The 14,930-nt window shown below is 40.1% G+C and carries 11 protein-coding genes; all 11 read right to left on the reverse strand.

The features are described 5' to 3' along the window. Nucleotides 1-6 precede the first annotated feature (6 nt). Nucleotides 7-1,257: an argininosuccinate synthase gene (locus tag QE450_RS16870; protein WP_307300747.1), complete on the reverse strand. Its 1,251-nt coding sequence runs from the start codon at nucleotides 1,255-1,257 to the stop codon at nucleotides 7-9. A gap of 122 nt (nucleotides 1,258-1,379) precedes the next feature. Next, nucleotides 1,380-2,348 carry an ornithine carbamoyltransferase gene (gene argF / locus QE450_RS16875; protein ID WP_274171786.1) on the reverse strand — a complete coding sequence of 323 codons (969 nt, stop codon included), beginning with the start codon at nucleotides 2,346-2,348 and terminating at the stop codon, nucleotides 1,380-1,382. Nucleotides 2,349-2,372: 24 nt separating this feature from the next. Continuing rightward, nucleotides 2,373-3,626, reverse strand: a complete 1,254-nt coding sequence (locus QE450_RS16880) for an acetylornithine transaminase (protein ID WP_307300749.1) — start codon at nucleotides 3,624-3,626, stop codon at nucleotides 2,373-2,375. A 607-nt stretch (nucleotides 3,627-4,233) separates the two neighbouring features. Next, the gene (gene argB / locus QE450_RS16885; protein WP_273613729.1) at nucleotides 4,234-5,037 is read right to left on the reverse strand and encodes an acetylglutamate kinase; all 804 of its coding nucleotides are present in this window, start codon (nucleotides 5,035-5,037) and stop codon (nucleotides 4,234-4,236) included. A gap of 50 nt (nucleotides 5,038-5,087) precedes the next feature. Further along, nucleotides 5,088-6,314 (reverse strand): bifunctional glutamate N-acetyltransferase/amino-acid acetyltransferase ArgJ, encoded by a 1,227-nt coding sequence (gene argJ / locus QE450_RS16890; RefSeq protein ID WP_307300752.1) that lies wholly within the window; start codon nucleotides 6,312-6,314, stop codon nucleotides 5,088-5,090. Nucleotides 6,315-6,435: 121 nt separating this feature from the next. Further along, nucleotides 6,436-7,488, reverse strand: coding sequence for an N-acetyl-gamma-glutamyl-phosphate reductase (gene argC, locus QE450_RS16895; RefSeq protein WP_307300754.1), 1,053 nt, complete (start codon nucleotides 7,486-7,488; stop codon nucleotides 6,436-6,438). Nucleotides 7,489-8,268: 780 nt separating this feature from the next. Next, nucleotides 8,269-9,165, reverse strand: coding sequence for a YitT family protein (locus QE450_RS16900; protein WP_137225366.1), 897 nt, complete (start codon nucleotides 9,163-9,165; stop codon nucleotides 8,269-8,271). A 255-nt stretch (nucleotides 9,166-9,420) separates the two neighbouring features. After that, a protein-coding gene (prfB, locus tag QE450_RS16905; protein WP_273613732.1) for a peptide chain release factor 2 occupies nucleotides 9,421-10,534 on the reverse strand; the annotation gives its coding sequence in 2 pieces (ribosomal slippage) (nucleotides 9,421-10,461 and nucleotides 10,463-10,534; 1,113 coding nt in all). A gap of 199 nt (nucleotides 10,535-10,733) precedes the next feature. Further along, nucleotides 10,734-13,187, reverse strand: coding sequence for a preprotein translocase subunit SecA (gene secA, locus QE450_RS16910; protein ID WP_273613733.1), 2,454 nt, complete (start codon nucleotides 13,185-13,187; stop codon nucleotides 10,734-10,736). 392 nt (nucleotides 13,188-13,579) lie between these two features. Next, nucleotides 13,580-14,149 carry a ribosome hibernation-promoting factor, HPF/YfiA family gene (gene hpf, locus QE450_RS16915; RefSeq protein ID WP_204827185.1) on the reverse strand — a complete coding sequence of 190 codons (570 nt, stop codon included), beginning with the start codon at nucleotides 14,147-14,149 and terminating at the stop codon, nucleotides 13,580-13,582. Between the two features lie 446 nt (nucleotides 14,150-14,595). After that, a complete protein-coding gene (locus tag QE450_RS16920) occupies nucleotides 14,596-14,793 on the reverse strand; it encodes a cold shock domain-containing protein (protein WP_204827184.1) in 198 nt (65 codons plus the stop codon). Nucleotides 14,794-14,930 lie beyond the last annotated feature (137 nt).

Below are 14,930 nucleotides of genomic sequence, written 5' to 3' on the forward strand. Positions count from 1 at the left end.
GATGACTCACTCTCCTTTATCCGCTTGAGCTGCTTGACGCACACCTGCGCCTACACGTAGACGAAGAGCATTCAATTGGATAAAGCCTGCTGCATCCCCTTGATCATAAGCATTGGTTGGATCAGCTTCCATCGTTGCAATTTCAGGGTTATACAGGCTGTATGGACTGCTTAGACCTGCTGCAATAATATTGCCTTTGTATAATTTCACACGTACGGTACCTGTTACATTTTTTTGGCTTTCTGTAACAAGCGCTTGAAGAGCAAGACGTTCCGGTGCGAACCAGAAGCCATTGTATACTAGATTGCTATAACGTGTAATTAACGAATCACGCAGACTCATCACTTCACGATCCATTGTTAATGATTCTAATTTACGGTGAGCTATGAACAGAATCGTTCCGCCCGGTGTCTCATATACGCCGCGGCTCTTCATACCGACAAAACGGTTTTCCACCATATCGACACGACCGATACCATGTTTACCACCAAGCTCATTCAATTTCTCCATCGCTGCTAGCGGAGTTAATTTCTCTCCATTAAGCGCAACACAGTTCCCATTTTCAAATTCCAAATCTAACATTTCGGGTTGATCGGGTGCATCTTCTGGAGACACGCTGAGTAAGAACATATCTTTGTTGCTTTCTGCACTTGCATCAAAGTTCGGATCTTCCAGCACACCACTTTCATAACTAATATGTAGCAAGTTACGATCTGTTGAATATGGTTTCGCTGCTGAAGCTGTGACAGTAATACCATGTTTTTCAGCATACTCAATCATTTCTGCACGTCCCGGGAATTGATCACGGAATGTTTCTAAGCGCCATGGAGCGATAACTTTGATCTCAGGAGCTAGAGCCGCTGCATTCAATTCAAATCGAACCTGATCGTTTCCTTTACCTGTTGCACCGTGAGCGATAGCCATAGCACCTTCAGCACGCGCAATCTCAACCATACGCTTCGCAATCAGTGGACGAGCAATACTTGTACCTAGAAGATATTGACCTTCGTATAGCGCTCCTGCTTGGAACATAGGATAGATAAAGTCTTCGGCAAATTCTGCACGTAGATCATCAATATAGACTTTGGAAGCACCTGTTGCTAACGCTTTTTCTTCCAATCCATCCAGTTCATCCGCTTGCCCGATATCTGCAGTAAATGCGATAATTTCTGCATCGTACGTTTCTTTTAACCATTTCAAAATGATAGACGTATCCAGTCCACCCGAGTATGCAAGTACAATTTTATTTTTAGCCATAGTAATGTGTTCCCTCCATTTTCCTTCTTGTCAAAATCGCAGTTGTTTCTTTCTTTTTCATCTTCAATGATCTTGCTTTATTGTTCCAAATTCTAAGTAACGATAAACATACTTCGTTTTTGTTATCCGATCAAAGCCGCCATAATCGCTTTTTGTGCATGTAGACGATTTTCAGCTTCATCAAAAATGACACTGTTCGGTCCATCAATCACACCTGCACTCACTTCTTCACCGCGGTGAGCAGGAAGGCAATGCAAGAAGATATAATCGGATTTGGCATGACTGACCAATTCTTCATTGACCTGATAATCTTTGAAAGCTTGTTCCCGAATCTTCTGCTCTTCTTCAAAGCCCATACTTGCCCAGACATCGGTATAGATTACATCTGCATCTTGCACCGCTTCTTTCGGATCGCGTACGACTTTGATGATTGCTCCACTTTCAGCCGCTAAGGCTTCGCACTGTTTCACCACTTCAGGATCAGGCTCATAGCCTTCTGGACTAGCTACATACACATCCAGACCTACACGCGCACCACCGATCATCAGCGAGTGTGCCATATTGTTACCGTCTCCGATATAAGCTAATTTCAATCCTTTGAGTTTGCCTTTGCTTTCGACAATCGTCTGGAAATCAGCAAGCACCTGACAAGGATGCCCTAGATCGCTTAGTCCGTTAATCACAGGAATATCTGCATATTTCGCTAGTTCCGTTACATTTTCATGTCCAAACGTACGAATCATAATCCCATCGAGATAACGAGACATTACACGCGCTGTATCAGCGATAATCTCTCCGCGTCCCATCTGGATATCGTTTTTACTCAAGAACAACGCATGTCCTCCAAGTTGGAAAGTACCGACTTCAAAAGATACCCGGGTACGTGTCGAAGATTTCTCGAAAATTAATCCGACTGTTTTACCTTCGAGTGGACGATACGATTCTCCTGCTTTTTGCTTGCGTTTCAATTCTATCGCTAGATCGATCAAAAAATGAATTTCTTCTGCCGTATAGTCGCTTAATTCTACAAAATCTTTGCCTTTAAAATGACTAAGCTCTAATGAGCTGTTTTTCGATACTGTATCTGTCATTGGTATGAACCTCCATCCTTCTGTTTATTTACCATTGAGTTGGGTCTGACTATTTACAATCGGCGCATAGGCTTCGATAATCTCTTTAATTCCATTGACTGCTTGATCAACTTCTTCTTTAGTGACCAATAGATTAGGTAACAGGCGAATCACATTAGGTCCTGCTGTAATAAACAACAATCCTTTTTCTTGCCCAACGACAACCAATTCTCCAACAGGCCCATCACATTCGATACCGATCAATAATCCTTTCCCACGAATATCTTTAACAAATGGATGATGACCGATCTTCTCTTGTAATTGTTGTTGTAAATACGTTCCCATTGTAGCGGCTTGTTCTACCACATTATGTTCTTGCATCGTTTCGATTGTAGCGATAACAGCGGCTGTAGCTAGAGGTGTTCCTCCAAATGTAGAGCCATGACTGCCTGCGACAAAAGCTTCTTTCAGAAAAGCTTTACCGACCAATGCGCCAATCGGGAAACCACTTCCTAGCCCTTTAGCTAATGTGAAAATATCCGGTTCGATTCCATAATGCTCATAGGCAAACATTTTGCCTGTACGTCCCATACCTGTCTGTACTTCATCAATAATGAGTAGCAATCCATGCTCGTTACACAGGTCTACAATATGTTGCATAAATTCAGGTTCTACTGGATAGACGCCACCTTCAGCCTGAATCATTTCGATCATAATCGCTGCTGTATGTTCGTTAACAGCTGACTTCAGTGCATCCAGGTCATGTAAAGGTACAGTCACAAATCCAGCAGGCAATGGATGGAATCCTTCTTTGACTTTATCTTGTCCGGTAGCTGTCAATGTAGCCAGCGTACGACCGTGAAATGATTGCCCGAACGTAATAATTTCGTAGCGTTCTTCACCTTTGACTTTTTGTTGATATTTGCGAGCTAACTTGATTGCCCCTTCATTCGCTTCTGCTCCACTGTTACAGAAAAATACTGCATCGCCACAGCTATGATCGGTAATTAATTTTGCAGCTTGCTCTTGATTCGGAATATGAAACAGATTCGATGTATGCCACAGTTGATCCAACTGGTTTTTGAGTTTATCAATCACAGCGTCCGGTGCATGACCTAGATTCGTCACAGCAATTCCGCACATGAAATCGAGATATTTCTTACCATCGGTATCCCATAGATAACTGCCTTTTCCTTTAGCAAAAGCGATAGGATAACGCGCATACGTCGGAAATAAAGAACTTTCAGATTGCTCGTTTTGTGTTGGTTGTGCAGATTGACTGCTGATCGGATTAGCCATGCTGGTCACGCTCCTCATAATTAGTGTGTGATTTGAAAAACGAATGAAAATGGGGGGATATGCTGGACACCGTTCCAAAAATGGATTTGTTCTTGTCGTCGCTGTTGAGGTGGTATCCTTTTGATTCCGCTTTGCGGTAGGGATACCACCTCAAAGGCGAGCTTAAAGTCAATGCTTACGAAGCAGCTTTCTGAAGAAAGCTTGTAGCTCTTTCAGAATCAAATCCATTTTTTCCACTCTGTGCATATAACCTCATTTTAAGATCGTTTTTGAATTTACCGGTGGGTGGCAGGGTAGTTCAAGTTCTTCAATTTAGTTTTTAGATTTAGTTCTTGAATTTTGGATTAATGAAATAGATTTAATAGTTTAAAAGCTGATTAGTTAAAATACGCTAATCTGGATTCGTACTTTTGCACATATAATTAGTCTTTGCAAGATTTATTGAAGTTAGATACACAGATACATAATAATATGGTTACATATACTTTGTATGAGATTGAATATCTTTAAGATACTAATCAAAATAAACAGGAATTTTTAATAATAGATACTGTTTATCATCTATCTGAACTATAGATGTAATGGTTGGTTTAGCTTGATTGTAGATTTAATTTTTACGTACAATGCGTGTGCCTATGGTTTCGCCTTTGAGTACACGGCTGAGTACTTGGGGTTCGGTGCCGTCTACGATGATTACTTCTTGGACATCACCGTGAATGCAGGCGATAGCTGCTTTGACTTTAGGGATCATGCCGCCGTAGATTTCTCCGGTAGCGATCATATCCTCGATATCTTGAATAGATACTTGAGGCAATACTTGTTTGTTGCCATCTATTGTTCGCATAATTCCGGGTACGTCGGTAACAACTATCATTTGGGGTACACCTAGAAAAGAAGCGACCGCACCGGCAGCAGTATCTGCATTGATATTGTAACGTTGTCCTGTAGCATCGCTTCCAACAGGCGCAATGATCGGCATATAACCTAGATCAACAATTCCTTGAATAATAGAAGCTTCAACATAGGTTACATCACCGACTAGCCCGACTTCGCTAGAATTCGCTACGGGTTTGGCTTGGATCAATGAGCCATCTACACCGGAAATACCGATCGCTTTGCCACCTGTACTCTGGATACGTCGCACAATCTGCTTGTTGATACTGCCTGATAGTACCATTTCTACAACATCTAATACTTCTTCTGTCGTTTTACGCAATCCACCTACAAATTCAGTTTCAATACCCAATTTGCTCAAATTTTCAGAGATTGCTGGTCCACCGCCATGTACGATAACGGGTTGGATACCTGATAACTGAATCTCATTCAAGTCGGTGAAAAAAGAATCAGGTAATGCTGCAAGTGTACTTCCTCCGCACTTCATTACAAAAGTACGTGTAGTTGATCCGCTCATTGTTTGTATCACCTAGCCTTTATTTGAACTTGAATAATCCAATACTATTGTTATGTGCGATAAGCGGCATTAATACGTACATAGTCATACGTCAAATCACAGCCCCATGCTACAGCTTGTCCTTCACCATAATGCAAATCAACCACGATTTCGACTTTATCCCCTTGCAAATAAGCTAATGCTGCTTCTTCATCAAATGTAACCGGTCTAGAGCCTGTCAGCACGACGATATCGCCTAATCGAATATCTACTGTCTCTACATTCAAAGGTTCGCCTGCACGCCCTACAGCGGCTATAACACGTCCCCAGTTCGCATCTGCTCCAAACATTGCTGATTTAACCAGACTTGAGCCAATTACCGTTTTAGCAATCGCTCTAGCCGATAATTCACTGATCGCTCCAGTTACAACCACTTCTACTAATTTGGTTGCTCCTTCACCATCACGTGCGATCGCTTGAGCTAGATATTCACAGACTTTACGGAAAGCCGCAGCAAAATGATTCCAATCTGGATGTTCCGGCGTTAATTCGTTATGTTGTACAAATCCACTTGCCATCGCTACCAGCATATCATTGGTACTTGTATCTCCATCTACAGTAATCATATTAAATGTCTGATCTGTCGTTTGACTTAATAATTGGTGCAATGCACTGGAAGAGATCACAGCATCTGTAGTCATAAAAGCAAGCATCGTCGCCATATTCGGATGAATCATTCCAGATCCTTTAGCTGCTCCAGCAATATGCACTTCTTGTCCATCTACCATTACAGATACACAGATTTCTTTTTTAACCAAATCGGTTGTTAAAATCGATTGGCAAAATGCTTCTGCATGTTCTTCTGTTTTGCCGATATGTGCAGGAAGGCGAGTGATTCCAGCAGATAAACGATCCATTTTGAGCAATTCACCAATCACACCTGTTGAAGCTACAGCTACTTCGTGTTCCTTTACACCTAGATACTGCGCGGTCTGAGCACGCATCGTGTATGCATCTTGCTCACCTTGTTTGCCTGTGCATGCATTTGCATTTCCACTATTAGCTACTACTGCGCGCAATGTGCCATGTGCTAGACTTTCACGAGTCACTTGAAGCGGTGCGGCTTGAAATAGATTCGTTGTATATACTGCCGCTGCATTGGCCAGTACATCACAGACGATGACCCCAAGATCGTTACGCTCTGTTTTTTTGAGACCACAATGCAATCCACCTACCTGAAATCCTTGAGGAGTTACAATAGAACCTCCCTCAACTACTTTGAATCCCTGATCTGCCATGATATCTCCTCTCACTTCCTGATCGACAATGACTACTCTAAATGCTATACATGGAATAGATATTTTGCTTTGCAAAAATCTTTTTCTTATTAAAATGTGGTCGTGCTTATACTGCCAAGCGTTATGGATAAACAGGGACCATTTTCAGACCTAATGTTTCTTCCCAGCCCATCATACGATTTAAATTTTGGATCGCTTGTCCTGCTGCGCCTTTGACGAGATTATCAATAACAGACACAATCGTGATGCGTCCTGTACGCTCATCTACAGCAAATCCGATATCACAATAATTAGAACCTGCTACTTCTTTAGTCGAAGGCCAATTACCTTGTTTGCGAATACGTACAAATGGGCGATCACTGTAATACTCACGATAAAGATCAATCCAATCTTGCTCGCTATGTTGCCCTTTGATCGTTGTATACATAGTAGACATAATACCGCGTGTCATGGGCACTAACTGTGTACTGAATGTAACAACAACAGGCTCACCTGCTACACCGGACAATACTTGTTCTATTTCTGGAATATGTTGATGTTTGTTTAATTTATACGCTTTAAAATTCTCATTCATTTCTGCATAATGACTGGTTAGACTGGTTCCGCGTCCAGCACCGGATACACCAGACTTCGCATCGATAATAATCGAACTATGATCAATCCAACCTGCTTCGACACCAGGCATTAATCCGAGCAACGTAGCCGTAGGATAACAACCTGGATTCGAGATTAAACGCTGATCCTGTACATCATTACCCTTTTGCTCACATAACCCATACACTGCTTCTGCCAAATAATTAGCTTCAGGTGCATCGTGCTTATACCATTGCTCATAAGTACTGCTATCTTTGAGGCGAAAGTCACCGGATAAATCAATCACTTTCAAGCCTGCTTCTAAGTATTGTGGAACTAAAGTGCTACTCACTCCTGAAGGGGTAGCGGTAAATACAATATCTGCTTTGGCAGCCGTTGCCACTGCATCGACTCCATCTAATTCCATATCAATAATGCTATCTAAATGGGGAAATTGATCTGACATCGGTGCTCCACTGCTTGATGCAGAAATAACCGAAGTAATCTCGACATGCGGATGATGCTGTAAAAAACGAATCAGTTCCACCCCGCCATAGCCGGTGGAACCTACAATAGCTACTCTTTGTTTAGTTGGATTCAAGCTGAACTCCTCCTGTACTCAAATAAGATCATTAATCTACTGTATCCATGTATAAGCAATTTTCCATTTTACTAACGACAATTTCCATTTCAGTCCGAATAAATAAGATGTGTATTATTATACATCCATGTTAATATAAATACAACTTTATGAATAAATTTATTCCTTTTATGCATCTATACATCGTCTTATCTGTTTTAGTTGTATTATATACGAATAAAAGACCTTTAACTGATTAAATTTCAGAAAAGGTCTTTTTTACTTTTAATCGTTACTTTTTACTAATATTACTAATTATATCAGTCGGCTTAACTTACTCATCTATTCTCTTTATTTTGCATCTGTTTCGTGCTACGATATCCACAAACCATTATTTACCATTTCATTTTACTATTGATCTATACTTGATAAAGGGAAAGGATTGGATAGATGAGGAATATAGCAATTAATTTAATTTCTGCTTTTCTCACCGGATTGCTTGTCGGTTACTCATTAATTGGAACTATTACTATTCCGCTTGTACTTGTTTGTCTAGCCAGTGTAGCTATTTTAGCAATTGGTTATACCGTCATTTATCTTTTGAAAAGAAAAGCTAACTAATACATACTACAAAAATAGTTTTAGCTTATAAGATTACAGATGATTAGAACTATAGCAACTAGCACCTTTGTGATGTATTTCTCTGACCCGATACATTATAAAAAAATCCTCTTCGCTTCTCAGCGCTCAACTCTTACCTAATGAGTTCTAAGCTGATATGGCGAAAAGGATTTTTTTATTTTATCCAGTCATTTTGAATCCTTTACCTAATACTTCTTGAGCATTGCTGATAATAACAAAAGCATCTGGATCAACAGAACGTACAATCGTTTTGAGACGACTGGCTTCATTCTGCCCGATAACGACCATTAATACAGTTCGTTCGTCACCTGTATACCCGCCTTCACCGTTAAGCTTTGTTAATCCACGATCCAGATCATTTAGAATCGCGGTTTGCATTTGTTCAATATCATTGGTAATAATATAAGCAACTTTGGAATTGCTGAATCCAAGCTCAACAGCATCGATCACTTTGCTGGTAATATACAGACTGATTAACGCATACAATGCTTGCTCTGGCTTCAATAATAACCCTGCGAATACAATAACACTACCGTCTGTCAAAATGACACAGAAAGACATGCTGAATCCAGTGTACTTTTGAATGATTTGCGCTAATATGGATAGTCCACCAGTAGAACCACGTCCGCGGAAAACGATCCCAAGTCCCAATCCTACTCCAATTCCTCCATACAATGCTGCTAATAAAGGGTTAGTCGTAGGCACAGGAAAACTACTTGTCAGATAAACAAATAGCGGTAATACAATCGTCCCAATCAATGAACGCATTCCATATTGTCTACCCAGTAATATCACGCCTGCAATAAATAAAGGAATATTAAGTAACCACTGAATATACGCCGGTTCAATCCCGAGTAGTTGATTGACAATAATTGATATCCCGGAGACCCCTCCTGAAGCGATATGATTGGGTAATAAAAACAGGTTAAACGTCAGTGCCATAATAAAAGCGCCTACGATGATCAACAAAATATCCCAACTGTTACGAAGAGGTCCTGTTAATGGAATCATTGGCGGCTTGCGTCTGCGTTGCCCTGTACGAGGTTGCATGATCATTTTGATATTCTCCTGTACTCATTATTTTGCATAAAGTCTCATAGCTTTCTTATTCTAACGCAACACTATTTATTTGAAAAGAACATACAGCACCGTAGTATAGCAGAGATGTTTTGCTTTATAACAATCTTTTGGATGAAATAGAGTTAGGCTTCTCTTGCTACAGGCTAGATATAGACCTCTTCTTGTTATCGAAGCACAAAAAAAGCCTGATATGAAAGATAACTCTCATACCAGACTTTAAAAAATTGATTATTATTCGACTTCGATTTTGAGCTTACTACGTAAATAGCCATCGATAAATGGATCTAAATCTCCATCCATGACTGCACCGATATTTCCTGTTTCGACAGAAGTACGGTGATCTTTGACCATACTATACGGATGGAATACATAAGAACGAATCTGACTGCCCCAAGCAATATCCGATTGCTCTCCGCGAATCTCATCCAATTGCTTACGTTCTTCTTCAATTTTACGTTCTACCAATTTGGAACGTAACATCGTCATCGCATGCTCACGGTTTTTGATCTGTGAACGTTCACTTTGACAGGTTACTACTACACCAGAAGGTAAATGCGTAATCCGAACCGCAGAATCGGTTGTATTGATATGCTGACCACCGGCGCCACTAGCGCGGTACGTATCAATTTTCAAATCTTCGGTGCGAATTTCAATCGTAGAATCATTCGTAATCTCTGGCACAACATCACAGGAGACAAACGAAGTATGACGACGGCCTGAAGAATCAAAAGGAGAAATCCGTACAAGACGATGTACTCCTTTTTCAGCTTTGAGGTAACCATAAGCATTATGCCCTTTGATCAGCAACGTAACACTTTTGATCCCTGCTTCATCACCAGCTAGATAATCCATCACTTCTACTTTGAAGCCACTTTTCTCTGCCCAACGTTTATACATCCGAAGCAACATCTCGCCCCAGTCTTGCGACTCGGTTCCACCTGCACCCGGATGAAGTTCCAAAATAGCATTTAAGCTATCATACGGTTCATCTAATAGTAACTGTAATTCAAAAGCTTCGATTTTGCGAACAAGCTTTTTCACACTTTCTGTTACTTCTTTTGCTAGCGACTCATCATCTTCTTCGTCTGCTAACTCAGCCATAAGACTTGCATCATCATGCTCTTGTTGAAGTTCTAGATAATCATCTACAGCACCTTTAACAGCATTCATTTCAGAAATGACTTCTTGAGCTGATTCATTGTCATCCCAGAATCCTGGTGCAGACATCTTCTCTTCAAAGTTAGCAATCAATTCACGCTTGAGGTCTAAGTCAAAGAGACCCCCTAAGGTTAGATAATTTGGTAGCCATTTCGCGTAAATCATGTTTTATACTAGGATCGATCATTGGTACGCTCACCTCTTCATAATAAATAGATATTTTGCTTAGCAAAAATCTTTAACATTCTTTTGGTCACTTTAATAATGCATACATATATAACTGTTATACCGTATACAAGATGATTGATCCAACAAGAGACACCCACGATAATGGTGAGTGTCTCTTGGGATACAACAATCTATATTCATTTCAGACGATTGATTTATTATTTACGTCTACGACGACGTTCTTCACGAGACGGACGTTTTTCAGCCGTTTCGCCACCACTTGTGCTCATTTTGCTTTCATCCACAACCGCTTCGCGTTCCTGGTTACTTGCAATTTGTGCTCTCATAACATAAGTAGCTACTTCTTCTTGAATTTCAGCGATCATTTGGTTAAACATTTCGAATCCTTCAAATTGGTACTCACGCAAAGGATCTGTACCGCCGTAAGCACGAAGATGAATACCTTGACGCAATTGTTCCATCGCATCAATATGATCCATCCATTTACGGTCAACTGCACGAAGAACAACGACTTTTTCAAATTCGCGAACCATTTCTTCGCCAATTTCTTTTTCACGTTGCAAGTAGCGTAGTTCTACACGTTCGAACAGATAGTTAACCATCTCTTCTTTTTCTTGCTCATGTAGTTCTTGTTCTGTGATTGTACCTTCTTGCAAGAAGTTATTGTTCACATAATCTGCAATCGCTTGAAGTTCCCAGTTCTCAGGGATATCGTCATTACAATGTACTTCTACGATGCGTTCAATACAAGGTTTGATCATTTGCAATACAACTTCACGAATATTATCAGATTCCAATACTTCACGACGTTGCTTATAAATGATTTCACGTTGTTTGTTCATCACATCATCATATTGCAATACGATTTTACGCATATCAAAGTTACTACCTTCAACACGTTTTTGAGCAGATTCTACAGCACGTGTAATCATACGACTTTCAATCGGTTGGTCTTCTTCAAAGCCCAATTTTTCCATCATATTCATGACATTATCTGCACCAAAGCGTTTCATTAGTTCATCACCTAGAGAAAGATAGAACTGGGTAGAGCCTGGATCTCCTTGACGACCGGCACGACCACGAAGCTGATTATCGATACGGCGAGATTCATGACGCTCTGTACCGATAATATGCAAGCCGCCTGTGTCTTTTACACCTTCACCAAGTAAAATATCTGTACCACGTCCAGCCATGTTAGTAGCGATCGTTACTGTACCTGGTTGACCGGAGCGTGCAATAATTTCTGCTTCTTCTGCATGGTATTTTGCATTGAGAACCTGATGCTTAATACCTTTACGTTTTAGCATTTCAGAAAGACGTTCAGAGTTCTCAATCGATACTGTACCGACAAGAATCGGTTGGTTTTTCTCATGACGTACAACGATTTCGTCAACAACAGCGCGGAATTTACTTTCTTCGCTCTTATAGACAACATCAGCAAAGTCTTCACGTTGATTCACACGGTTAGTCGGTACTTGAAGTACTTCTAGACCGTAGATCTTTTTGAATTCTTCTTCTTCTGTTTTCGCTGTACCTGTCATACCTGCAAGCTTTTTGTACATACGGAAGTAGTTCTGGAACGTGATTGTTGCCAGTGTCATACTTTCGTTTTGTACTTTCAAAGATTCTTTCGATTCGATCGCTTGGTGTAGACCATCGCTATAACGACGACCCGCCATTAAGCGACCTGTAAATTCATCTACAATCAATACTTCGCCATCAGCCACAACATAATCCACGTCACGACGCATGATTGTGTTTGCTTTTAGCGCTTGTACTACATGGTGATTGATCGTTACATTTTTGTTGTCATATAGGTTTTCTAAGCCGAAGAAATTCTCCGCTTTTTCAACACCTTTTTCAGTTAATGCTACAGATTTTACTTTGATATCGACATTGAAATCTTCTTCCATTTTCAATGTTTTTACAAAGCGGTCTGCTGCAAAATACAATTCAGTTGATTTCTGTGCTTGCCCTGAAATAATAAGTGGTGTACGTGCTTCATCGATCAAGATCGAATCCACTTCATCAATAATACAGAAGTACAATGGACGTTGTACCATTTGTTCTTTGTACAACACCATATTGTCACGCAAGTAATCAAATCCAAATTCATTATTTGTACCATAAGTGATATCACAAGCATAAGCCGCTTGCTTCTCGTCATGTTGCATACCGTTCAGGTTAACCCCTACAGTCATGCCTAAGAAGTTATAAATGCGACCCATTTGTAGACTATCACGTTGAGCCAAATAATCATTAACTGTAACGACATGCACACCTTTACTAGCAAGTGCATTTAGATATACAGGAAGTGTTCCTACAAGTGTTTTACCTTCACCTGTTTTCATCTCTGCGATTCTTCCTTCATGCAGAGCGACACCACCGATCAATTGTACGTCAAAATGACGCATGCCTAGCACACGTTTGGAAGCTTCACGTACAGTACAGAATGCTTCTGGCAATAGTTGATCCAGTGTTTCTCCTTTTTCCAGACGTTCGCGGAATTCAGCCGTTTTGGCTTGTACTTCCTCATGAGACAATGCCTCAAATTCCGGTTCCATTTTATTAATGATCTCGACGGTTTTCAATAGACGTTTAACATCACGTTCATTGGTATCGCCAAAAATTTTCTTCACAAGTCCTAGCATGGTTTACCCCTTTCGCGCAAAACAGAGATAGATTATTGAATAATGCAATTACCGTAACGCTTATGGGGGATTATTCAATAACCTCAGTTGCAATAAATTGTACCAGTTTCAGGGAAAAGCCGCAACAAAACAGCGCATTTCCTATACATTTTTGGTATATGATAAAATTTCAATAGGACACAAGATCACTATATCCCGTGCCTGACTATATCCATATGATGTTCGTCATCATTTTTTGAGAACTCTTCTACATTATTACGCAAAAGAATACAAAATGTTTCTTAAATCGTTCAAGTCTTATTATACCGCACTGTAGAGCGGGTTGTACAATTTTTGCACGTAAAAAGAGCCTATCCCGAAGGATAAGGCTCTGGTTGTATATCAATAATCACTTATTCTTGTTCAATCAATCCGTATTTACCATCGTCGCGACGATAAACAACGTTTACTTCTTGAGTGTCTACGTTGGAGAATACAAAGAATGTATGTCCAATCATATTCATTTGCAAGATCGCTTCTTCTACATCCATCGGTTTTAGGAGGAAGCGTTTATTACGTACAACTTCCAATTCATCTAATTCATTTTCAATATCCGCATCCTCAGCAACAGCAAGTGCAGCAGCCGTAGGATCTTCTACGAAGAAGGATTTCAAGCTTCCCTCTTGGCGGAATTTACGATTTAATTTAGTTTTATGTTTGCGAATCTGACGTTCCAGCTTATCTACTACAGAGTCGATCGAAGAATACATATCTTCACTGCGATCTTCTGCACGTAAAATAAGTCCAGGGAGAGGGATTGTAACCTCTACTGTGTGCTGTCCACGATTGACACTAAGTGTAACCGTTCCGTCAGAAACGGGAGGTGAATCAAAATATCTTTCAAGTCTGCCTAACTTTTTGTCCACATAATCTTTCATAGCATCTGTAACATCGATTTGTTGACCACGTATAACAAAGTTCATAAGGCACTCCTCCTTTAGGGAATTATAACATAGATGTTAACGGCATGTAAAAAGGATACTGGTGCAAATTAGCAGTGACAATCTATTGTCAAATCTAGCCGTCAGAGTACCCGCGTCTGACTTTATATTTTAGTCTTACAAATATAAATAGAGTTCTGTCAAACGCTTGCAAAATCCTCAAAACTACTCTCTTCTACCTATAAATACATAGTCGAAAATAGTTCATCTATTATGCCGCCCTTGTGTTCCATTAACCAATCTGACCTTAATCCAATCGCTTACAATGTGACAGATATCCGAAACTTATTATTCAGTAACTAAGTAAACTATTCATACAATAGTCATACTATAGAAAAAGGCTCCGGAGTGTTCCGGAGCCTTAGCTGATTATTCAAATGTGTAACCATCAATAATACCTATGTAGGTTGGCAAATGCCGAAGGATGATTATAATTTGATAACGTTAGCTGCTTGTGGTCCACGCGCGCCTTCAACGATATCGAATTCTACGGATTGACCTTCTTCTAACGTTTTGAAACCTTCAGTTTGAATCGCAGAAAAGTGTACAAATACGTCTCCGCCTTCTTCAGTCTCAATAAAACCATATCCTTTTTCTGCGTTAAACCATTTTACTTTACCATTCATGCAATAACATTCCCTTCGTTATCAAATAAGTAGAGTAAGACATTGCCTACGCCTCTAAATATACCAAATTTGGTGGGTAAATGTCAATTGGTAAAGTAAATACTTTCATGGTATTTTATTACATTTTAAACATTTGA

This window comes from Paenibacillus sp. SORGH_AS_0306, from assembly GCF_030819345.1.
In the GTDB taxonomy this organism is placed as follows: Bacteria; Bacillota; Bacilli; order Paenibacillales; family Paenibacillaceae; genus Saccharibacillus; species Saccharibacillus kyungheensis.

Excerpts from the sequence above, each read along its gene's own strand:
- QE450_RS16870 (WP_307300747.1), bottom strand. The coding sequence starts at position 1,257 with ATGGCTAAAAATAAAATTGTACTTGCATACTCGGGTGGACTGGATACG.
- argF (WP_274171786.1), bottom strand. The coding sequence starts at position 2,348 with ATGACAGATACAGTATCGAAAAACAGCTCATTAGAGCTTAGTCATTTT.
- QE450_RS16880 (WP_307300749.1), bottom strand. The coding sequence starts at position 3,626 with ATGGCTAATCCGATCAGCAGTCAATCTGCACAACCAACACAAAACGAG.
- argB (WP_273613729.1), bottom strand. The coding sequence starts at position 5,037 with ATGAGCGGATCAACTACACGTACTTTTGTAATGAAGTGCGGAGGAAGT.
- argJ (WP_307300752.1), bottom strand. The coding sequence starts at position 6,314 with ATGGCAGATCAGGGATTCAAAGTAGTTGAGGGAGGTTCTATTGTAACT.
- QE450_RS16900 (WP_137225366.1), bottom strand. The coding sequence starts at position 9,165 with ATGATCATGCAACCTCGTACAGGGCAACGCAGACGCAAGCCGCCAATG.
- secA (WP_273613733.1), bottom strand. The coding sequence starts at position 13,187 with ATGCTAGGACTTGTGAAGAAAATTTTTGGCGATACCAATGAACGTGAT.
- hpf (WP_204827185.1), bottom strand. The coding sequence starts at position 14,149 with ATGAACTTTGTTATACGTGGTCAACAAATCGATGTTACAGATGCTATG.
- QE450_RS16920 (WP_204827184.1), bottom strand. The coding sequence starts at position 14,793 with ATGAATGGTAAAGTAAAATGGTTTAACGCAGAAAAAGGATATGGTTTT.